9 protein-coding genes are annotated in these 7,844 nt (G+C 58.1%); 3 read left to right on the top strand and 6 right to left on the bottom strand.

Features of this window, described 5'->3' with window-relative positions; all coding sequences use genetic code 11:
- The 4 genes from FH08_RS0147745 to FH08_RS0147730 form a co-directional block, all read right to left on the bottom strand.
- A partial coding sequence (locus FH08_RS0147745; protein WP_031365151.1) for an IS30 family transposase occupies positions 1-1,067 on the bottom strand: 1,067 nt, incomplete at its 3' end.
- 173 nt (positions 1,068-1,240) lie between these two features.
- On the bottom strand, positions 1,241-1,465 hold the full coding sequence (locus tag FH08_RS0147740) for a tautomerase family protein (RefSeq protein WP_031365150.1): 225 nt from the start codon (positions 1,463-1,465) through the stop codon (positions 1,241-1,243).
- Positions 1,466-1,484: 19 nt separating this feature from the next.
- Positions 1,485-1,715: a tautomerase family protein gene (locus tag FH08_RS0147735; RefSeq protein ID WP_031365149.1), complete on the bottom strand. Its 231-nt coding sequence runs from the start codon at positions 1,713-1,715 to the stop codon at positions 1,485-1,487.
- A gap of 25 nt (positions 1,716-1,740) precedes the next feature.
- On the bottom strand, positions 1,741-3,150 hold the full coding sequence (locus tag FH08_RS0147730; RefSeq protein ID WP_031365148.1) for an MmgE/PrpD family protein: 1,410 nt from the start codon (positions 3,148-3,150) through the stop codon (positions 1,741-1,743).
- A 183-nt stretch (positions 3,151-3,333) separates the two neighbouring features.
- Here FH08_RS0147730 and FH08_RS0147725 point away from each other — a divergent pair, with 183 nt between their 5' ends.
- Positions 3,334-3,852: a tautomerase family protein gene (locus tag FH08_RS0147725; protein WP_235210740.1), complete on the top strand. Its 519-nt coding sequence runs from the start codon at positions 3,334-3,336 to the stop codon at positions 3,850-3,852.
- Positions 3,853-3,959: 107 nt separating this feature from the next.
- Here FH08_RS0147725 and FH08_RS0147720 read toward each other — a convergent pair whose 3' ends face one another.
- Positions 3,960-4,871 (bottom strand): LysR family transcriptional regulator, encoded by a 912-nt coding sequence (locus FH08_RS0147720; RefSeq protein ID WP_031365146.1) that lies wholly within the window; start codon positions 4,869-4,871, stop codon positions 3,960-3,962.
- Positions 4,872-5,216: 345 nt separating this feature from the next.
- On the opposite strand from FH08_RS0147720, the gene FH08_RS0147710 reads away from it, so the two are divergent.
- Positions 5,217-5,927 carry an SDR family NAD(P)-dependent oxidoreductase gene (locus FH08_RS0147710; RefSeq protein WP_031365145.1) on the top strand — a complete coding sequence of 237 codons (711 nt, stop codon included), beginning with the start codon at positions 5,217-5,219 and terminating at the stop codon, positions 5,925-5,927.
- Positions 5,928-5,987: 60 nt separating this feature from the next.
- On the top strand, positions 5,988-6,224 hold the full coding sequence (locus FH08_RS0147705; RefSeq protein ID WP_031365144.1) for a tautomerase family protein: 237 nt from the start codon (positions 5,988-5,990) through the stop codon (positions 6,222-6,224).
- A 148-nt stretch (positions 6,225-6,372) separates the two neighbouring features.
- On the opposite strand, the gene FH08_RS0147700 is transcribed toward FH08_RS0147705, so the two are convergent.
- The gene (locus FH08_RS0147700; protein WP_031365143.1) at positions 6,373-7,842 is read right to left on the bottom strand and encodes an N-acyl-D-amino-acid deacylase family protein; all 1,470 of its coding nucleotides are present in this window, start codon (positions 7,840-7,842) and stop codon (positions 6,373-6,375) included.
- Between the last annotated feature and the right edge of the window lie 2 nt (positions 7,843-7,844).

The raw sequence follows: 7,844 nt of genomic DNA, 5'->3' as shown, positions 1-7,844 counted from the left end.
TTGTTCAACTCGGCTTGTGAATAACCATCCAGGCGTGTGCCTTTAGGGAAGTACTGACGTAGCAGGCCGTTCGTATTCTCGTTGCTACCGCGTTGCCAAGGACTTCGTGGATCGCAGAAATACACGTCGACCTCTGTGGCAAGCGTGAACGTCTTGTGGCTTGCCAGTTCGCGGCCACGGTCCCACGTGAGCGTTTGGCGCAACTCCTTAGGCAGCTTCTTCACCTGCTTGATCAGTGCCGACACGACGCTTGTAGTGTCTTTGCCTTGGACTTTCACCAGCATCACAAAGCGCGATTGGCGTTCAACCAGGGTCGCAATATGCGAGTTGTTCGAGCCCGATATCAAGTCACCTTCCCAGTGCCCGGGAACCGCTCGGTCTTCCACTTCGGCGGGACGTTCGCTGATTGATACAGCATCGATGATCGCCCCTCGGTTTTGTCCGCTGCCCGTGGCTTTTTTAGCGCGTCGCATCACGCGATGGGTGCGCAAATGCTCCATCAGCTCTTTTTTAAGGACGCCCCGGGCTTGTACATACAGGCTTCGGTAGATCGTTTCGTGTGATAGATGCATGAGCTTATTGACTGGAAACTGCCGTTTGAGCCAGCCCGATATCTGCGCAGGTGCCCATTGTTGTTTGAGCTTACTCGCCACGAGCATGCGTAGTCGCGCCCGGTTTGAAAGGGCACACGCTTTGGGCCGTAGCGCGCTCTTCCAGGCATTGGCGTCGGCCTGTTGGGCGCGGTACTTTATCGGGCCGCCGTTGCGTTCGATCTCCCGGCTGATCGTCGATGGCGCTCGGTTCAGGCTCGCTGCAATGCGGTTTGAAGACCAGTTTGCGCTCAGCCCTCGAGAGATCGCTTCGCGCTCCTCGGGCGTCAGTGCACGTGGCGAGCGCTTTCTTGGCGGCGGTGCGATCCCACCGCGCTTAGCAAGCATCCGATGCACCGAGCCCACTTCACGCTCCAGCGCCCGACTAATCTCGCTGACAGACTCCGCTGCGCGCCAGCGCTTCCAAATCTCCCCCTTCTGGGTCGACGTCAACCACGGTTTTGCTTGTCGTTTCATAGCCTCATCCTCCGATTTCCGTATTGGAACAGAGGTGTTGCATCGACCAGTTGAATCCGCCCCTTTCGCCTTTGCACAGCGAACGCAATTCGCTCTTGAGTTCACCGTGAATATCACCTCAACTCGGTTGCTCGCCGCATTTGTTTAACCACTTATATGAATCTGATTTTCTTCTAGTCAGCTATTCCAGGCTGGACCGTCTTCGTCTGCTTAAAGTCCTCTCCATTGATCCTGCTGGAAATGCTTATATTTCCCGCCGGGTGTTCGTGCAGGATGACGTTGATGATTTTCGGATCGGACCCGATCGAGTCGTGTGTGACCTGGATGATGTCCCTGATCAGTTGTTCGCGCTGAGCCTGCGTCAGGCCCTTCTTGATATGGCATTCGATGAAAGGCACGGTATTCCTCCAGAGTTCTCTATTTGAGGCGGTCGACAAGTTCTTTGTCGTTTGCAGCGCCTTCCACATATTCCGGAAGGTGCTCGCCGTGTTCGACGAAATTGATTCCCCGTCCTTCGCGGATCACAAAAAAGATGTCGTCGCGGGTCTCACCCGTTGCGGCGCTGACCACGCGCAGCAGGCCGGCAGCAAGTTGCCGCTTCTGTTCGTCCGTTCGTCCGTACCGCATGTCGCAAGAAATAAGGGCCATTCAAATCTCCTAAGGATTGCTATGCTCATTGAATTCCCGGATGTTTCACCGGGAACCGTGGTTCTGGACTGACCCTCGCCATGAGTTGCATCAACTCCTTGACCGGGTGTTCATCGATCGTTGAGACCAGGTGAATGATCTGGCCTCGAAGCGCCTCGTCCGCGTATTGCTCGCTCAACCAGTGGAATTTTTCGACCGTCCGTTCCCACGTGAAGGGCTTATCAAGGCCACCTTCGAAGCCGACGTGCTCCCTGGAGAAAACGCGGCCGTCGTTGCATTTGATCGTCACCCTGACGTTCAATGCCTGCGGATACTGCGCCGTGAATCCCGCGTCCGGCCGCACCGTCACTTTCGCGAGCAGCGCGTGCGCGTCGGCCGCCTGGACGCGCGCCGGTTCAAGTTGAGCAGGACCCACCTGATCATCAAGCAAGGCCACTGCAATCAGATACTTGAGGTTGTAGTCGGCCTGCTCCTTGGTCTGCGGATCATCCTTTGGGCCGAAGCTTCCGCCCCCCGCGATATCGAAGCCGCTCTGGAAGATGTCACACAGGACTTCGTCGACCTCATCGCTCTTCACGTCGTGCGTGCGCTTGAGATCGAGCGTTGCCTCGAGGACGGGCTGACCATGAATAAGCGAGCAGTACTTCTTCATGATCGTCTGGTGGATGATCTCCAGCCGGTGGTCATCCCAGTCCACGTCGATAGGCTGATCAAACATCCGCACCAGCCCGTTAGGTCCTTCGAAGAGGCGAAGGGGGCCCGTGAAACCACGTTTGGCAAGGGACGCGGAATAGACAGCTCGCATGCCCGTAATGGCCGGCGAAAAACCCTTCCACTGCGAGACCGGCTCGGAGTGGACACACGTCAACGACACGTTATCGACTGTCGCGATTGCGATTGCATGGGCGATTTGATCTGCATCGAGACCGAGCAGTTTGCCCGACCCTGCGGCAGCTGAGATGGCCAGTTGAATCGCATGATTGAACCCTTTCGCCATCACCGGGACAATCGCGGTGATGCGGCATCCAATCTCATAGGCCACCGCGAGGGCGAGCATGAAGTCCTCGCCACTAGCGCTCGCGTGATCAGCCGCAGCGAGAATGGTGCCGAAGTTGTCACTAGGATGACAGAGGCCTCCTGGAGACATATAACTGTCGAGGAGATCCACGTAACGGACAAGACCCGAGTTGTACAGCGCGGCCTGGTCTGGCGAGGTCGTGCCGCCTCCGATCAATGAGCACGATCCTGAGCGACCGTACTCGTCGAACTGCTCTCGAAGCGCCTTGAATTGCGTCCCGGGCAACGCTGCAATTGCGCAACCCAGGCTATCAAGGATATTTCGCTTGAACACACTCCGAGCCGCCGGCGTGAGGTGGCTCACACGCGCGTCGTAAGCGAACTTTCCGATGCGTTGAACGGTTGTGGGTGTACTCATAAAGGCCTCAGGAAAAGTTGCGGAGCTCGTGGAGCGGCATCGATGCGTCGATACGCAGGACTGGATGCAAATTCTCACCAATCACAATGGATATCAAGCGAATGGTTGGGATAGGGTTATCTGTCCAGCAGATACCTTCCTCCGCTTTCAAGCTAGCCGGGAGGGAAAGCGCCTGGCGCGGGATTGTTCGCTGTAGAAAACAATGATTTTTCACCAGGACGATTTCTCGAATCGACCAGCTGTCCTAGACTAGGTTCATCCGCAAGCCGCATTGATCAGCGAATTTTCGCTCCCAACTACCAGAGCAAGCTCATGCCATTAATCCGCTTCGACATTATTGAAGGAAGAACAGACGCCGAGATTACGGCCTTGCTTGATGCCGCGCATCGGGCCGTTCTGATCGCCTTCGCGGTTCCAGAAAGAGATCGCTACCAGATAGTCACAGAACATAAGCCTTCGCGCGTTATCGCGCAGGATACCGGCCTGGGGATCGAGAGAACCAGGAATGTAGTGGTCGTATCGGTGGTTAGCCGTGCACGGTCGCAGGCATCGAAACAGGTATTTTATGCAGAGCTCTGCCGAGAGCTCCAAGAGGCATGTAACGTTGAGCCGAGCGATGTGATCGTCTCCTTCACCTCAAACTCCGACGATGACTGGAGTTTCGGAAACGGAGTCGCACAATACCTGACAGGCGATCTTTGACCCTGGTGCCCGTGCTAACCACGCAGCTCATCGGAACAGGTCAGATGCGACCGCATCAGGTCGCTGAACGAACCAGCGAATTAACGAATTGTTTACCGGCCGGTCATCTACTCGCCTAGTTTTTCCATCAGGAAGTCCACAAAGCCGCGCACCCGCGAAGCCAGATGCCGGCCATGCGGATAAAGCAGGATGAACGGTCGCGAGCAACCGCCATATTGGGGAAGTAGTTCAGTGAGTGTGCCGTCCGCGATGTCTTTCTCGACAACGAACCGATACGTCTGGAATAACCCCGCGCCATGACGCGCCAAGGTCACGCCGGCAAGCACATCGCCTGACGACCCTACCCCTCCGAGCGTTGAGATTTCCACGCTGTTGCCGTCTTGATTGAACTGCCACGGTATGTTGCGGCCGCTGCTTGGCAACTCAAACTGGATGCACTCGTGGTTAGCCAGATCGTCCAGGGTTTTCAGTTTGTTGGCTCTCCGCAAATAGACCGGTGAGGCCACGACCACCAGTTCCGAGTCCTCGAGCTTGCGCGCGATCAGGCCTGAATCGCGAGGCGCACGTCCCCGGATCGCCAGGTCAAAGCCTTCGTCCGCGAAATCTATGTTGCGGTTACTGAGGTGCGTTTCGACAGTGACGCCGGGATAACGCTTGCGGAATTCTGCCAGCAGGGGAAGCACGCGATAGTGGGCATACGGCGTCGGCATGCTGATTCGCAGGACGCCGGCCGGCGTTGTCTGTTGCCCGGTCGCTTCCCGCTCCGCATCCGCCAGGTGGTTCAGTGCCTCCCGACACTGCTCGAAGTAGCGCTTTCCCGGGTCGGTCAGCCGGATTTGTCGCGTTGTCCGGACGAACAGTTGTACGCCGAGGCGTTTCTCAAGACCCGCTACCGTACGGCTCACCGCAGCAGGATTCACGCTCGCCGCCGCGGCAGCGGCCGTGAAACTTTCCAGCTCGGCAGCCAGACAGAACAGTTCGATGCTGCCCAACAGAACGCCTTCAAATTGACGCTGCATAGTCTCTCGATGTCATAAAAATTCGTGCTCGTTTCGACGCGACTTTGATCGCGTTTCGAACAGGGCCACCGCCGGCGAGGCGGACCGGCATAAACACATGACCTCCCAACCACGAACCGGTTCGCCGGTTTTAAGCGTCCCCTTACGCTCCATCGTACATCACGGTCCCGACGCGCCATTCCATGTTGCCGGCCACGCGCCCGATTTGTTCTTGCCGCGCAAGACTGTTTGTCCATGGCGGGTATTCGAACTCGACGGCCACGCGCCTAGACTGCGTTCAGCACTTCCAGATGCCGTCGATCCGGACGGTCAAGAGAGCTTAATCTACTTATTCAGAGGCTTACCATGAGCACGTCACAAAAGGTTGTAGTCATCACTGGCGCGTCGCAAGGAATCGGCGCAGAACTGGTCAAGGCTTTCCGGGAACGGGACTACCGCGTTGTCGCAACAGCACGAAGCATCAAGCCGTCGGATGACGCCAACGTTCTGACGGTGGCGGGTGATATCGGTGACCGTGATACGGCCCGTCGTGTGATTAGCGAAGGCGTGGCGCGCTTCGGCCGCATCGATACGCTGGTCAACAACGCCGGCATTTTTATCGCTAAACCTTTTACCCAGTACACCGAGGAAGACTACGCCGCGATTACAAGCGTGAACCTGGCGGGGTTCTTCCATATCACGCAGCTTGCGATTGCCGAAATGGAGAAGAACTCCAGTGGCCACGTGGTCAGCATCTCGACCACCCTGGCCGACTCGGCCATCAGCGGTGTGCCGTCGGTACTGGCATCGCTGACGAAGGGCGGCCTGAATGCGGCCACGAGGTCGCTCGCGATCGAGTACGCCAAGAGCGGTATTCGCGCCAACGCCGTCGCGCCGGGCATCATCAAGTCGCCGATGCACGCACCTGAAACGCATGCGGCGCTCGGCGCACTGCATCCCATGGGTCATATGGGCGAGATGAGCGATATCGTGAATGCCATCCTGTATCTGGACTCGGCGCCTTTCGTGACAGGCGAGATCCTGCATGTGGACGGCGGACAGATCGCTGGTCACTAAGCATTTCCGGGCGCCCGGCAGCGGGCGCCTTTTTAGTGAATCACCAGGGGAGAAAACGCCATGCCTATTGTCACCATTCAAGTTACCCGCGAAGGGTCCACGCCTGGACGTGACTCGGTCACAGCGGATGAGAAGGCTCAGCTTATCAAGGGAGTCAGCCAGGTGTTGCTCGACGTACTGAACAAGCCCCTTGAAGCAACCTTTGTTGTGATCGAAGAGGTGGATACAGAGAACTGGGGCTGGGGCGGACTACCGGTCAACGAATTCCGCAAGCAGCGAGCACTGAAATCGCAGTGAGTCTTGGATCGTCCGTTTGACGTCAGATGGATGGGTCATTGCGCAGGGCGTGGCGAAGCACTTTAAGTTAAAGTGCTTCGCCCTCTGGTTGAACACGATCGAAGCCGCGGATCGCTAAGTGACCGCGGGCGCGCGGCGCTTTTATTCCTTAGCTCAGCCGCGATCGGACAATCACTTTCCCCGCGCGCGCGCCGCAGTGCGCGCCTCGCCACCACGTCAACTCCCCGTTCACCACGACAGCCTCCACGCCGTCGGCGGCTTCGGTCGGCGTATCGTAGGTCGCCCGGTCCTTGATCGTAGCGGCGTCGAATATGACGACATCGGCGTGATTACCCACCTCAAGCGTGCCACGTCCGGACAAGCCAAAGTTCTTCGCTGTCAGGCCGCTCATCTTCCACACCGCGGTTTCCAGCGGAAACAGACCGACATCTCGACTGTAGTGTCCGAGCACACGGGGAAACGTACCCCACAAGCGCGGATGCGGCTTCTCACCTAACGCCAGCCCGTCCGATCCGATCATCGTTTCTTCGAATGACAGGATGCGCCGCACGTCGTTCTCGTCCATGCTGAAGTAGATCGCGCTTGCGGGTTGCAAGCGTCTGGACGCCTCGGAGCGGCTGACGCCCCACTCTTCTGCAATCTCCCCCAGATCACGTCCCGCCAGTTCGGGGTGCGCTTCACTCGTCGCAATGCGCACCCGGCCCTGAAGTTTCGTTTCGTCGGTGTGAAGCATGGTCGAGCTCGCGTCGTAGGGATAGCAATCAAGCGCGACGCACTGGCACTGCATGGCCGCACGGATCAGCGGCAACGTGAGCGTCGACTTGCCGAAGTTCGCCTCGCGCTGCAGCTTGTGATGTGAAATCACGACCGGCACGTTAAGCGCGCGGCCGATCTCGAACGTCTCGTTGAGGGAGTCGATACAGCCGTCGGCTTCGTTACGCATGTGCGTCACATAGACCGCGCCAGTGCCGGTTAACGGGCGGCACACGCTGATCACTTCCTCCATTGGCGCGGCGGAGGCAGGCGGATAGTATGTACCCGTCGAGATACCGATTGCGCCGGCTTCCAGTGCTTCGCTCAGCAAGCCCTGCATCGCTTCGATCTCGCCGTCATTGGCTGCCCGGTCGAGCGAATCCATTGTCATCACGCGCAGGCTGGTGTGACCCACCATTGCGGCTACGTTGACGGACGATGGAGAACGGCGAACCGCGTCGAGATAGTCGGCGAAACGCGAAAAGCTGGCGCGTGGAGCGTGTTCGTCACCGGTCAACAAGCTCAATGGCATCGGGCGCGGTGCATCGGGACTCAAGGGCGCCAGGCTGATACCACAGTTGCCGGTCACGACCGTGGTGACGCCCTGCGAGATCTTGCAGGTCATTCCCGGATCGAAGAGAACGGCGGCATCGTCGTGAGTATGCGAATCGATAAAGCCCGGCGCGACAATCTTGGCCGCCGCATCGATGATCTTCGCCGCTGTACATGCACGCAGGTCGCCGATCTTTGCGATGCGGCCGTCGCGAATACCCACGTCGGCATCAAAGCGCGGCCGACGCGTGCCGTCGATTACCGTGCCGTCACGAATGATGATGTCAAATATATCGGATTCCTGATCAGTCATGA

This window comes from Caballeronia sordidicola (assembly GCF_000729995.1).
Classification (GTDB): Bacteria; Pseudomonadota; Gammaproteobacteria; order Burkholderiales; family Burkholderiaceae; genus Caballeronia; species Caballeronia sordidicola_A.
The sequence above is the reverse complement of the archived record's forward strand: the minus strand, read 5'-3'. Positions and strand labels throughout refer to the sequence as shown.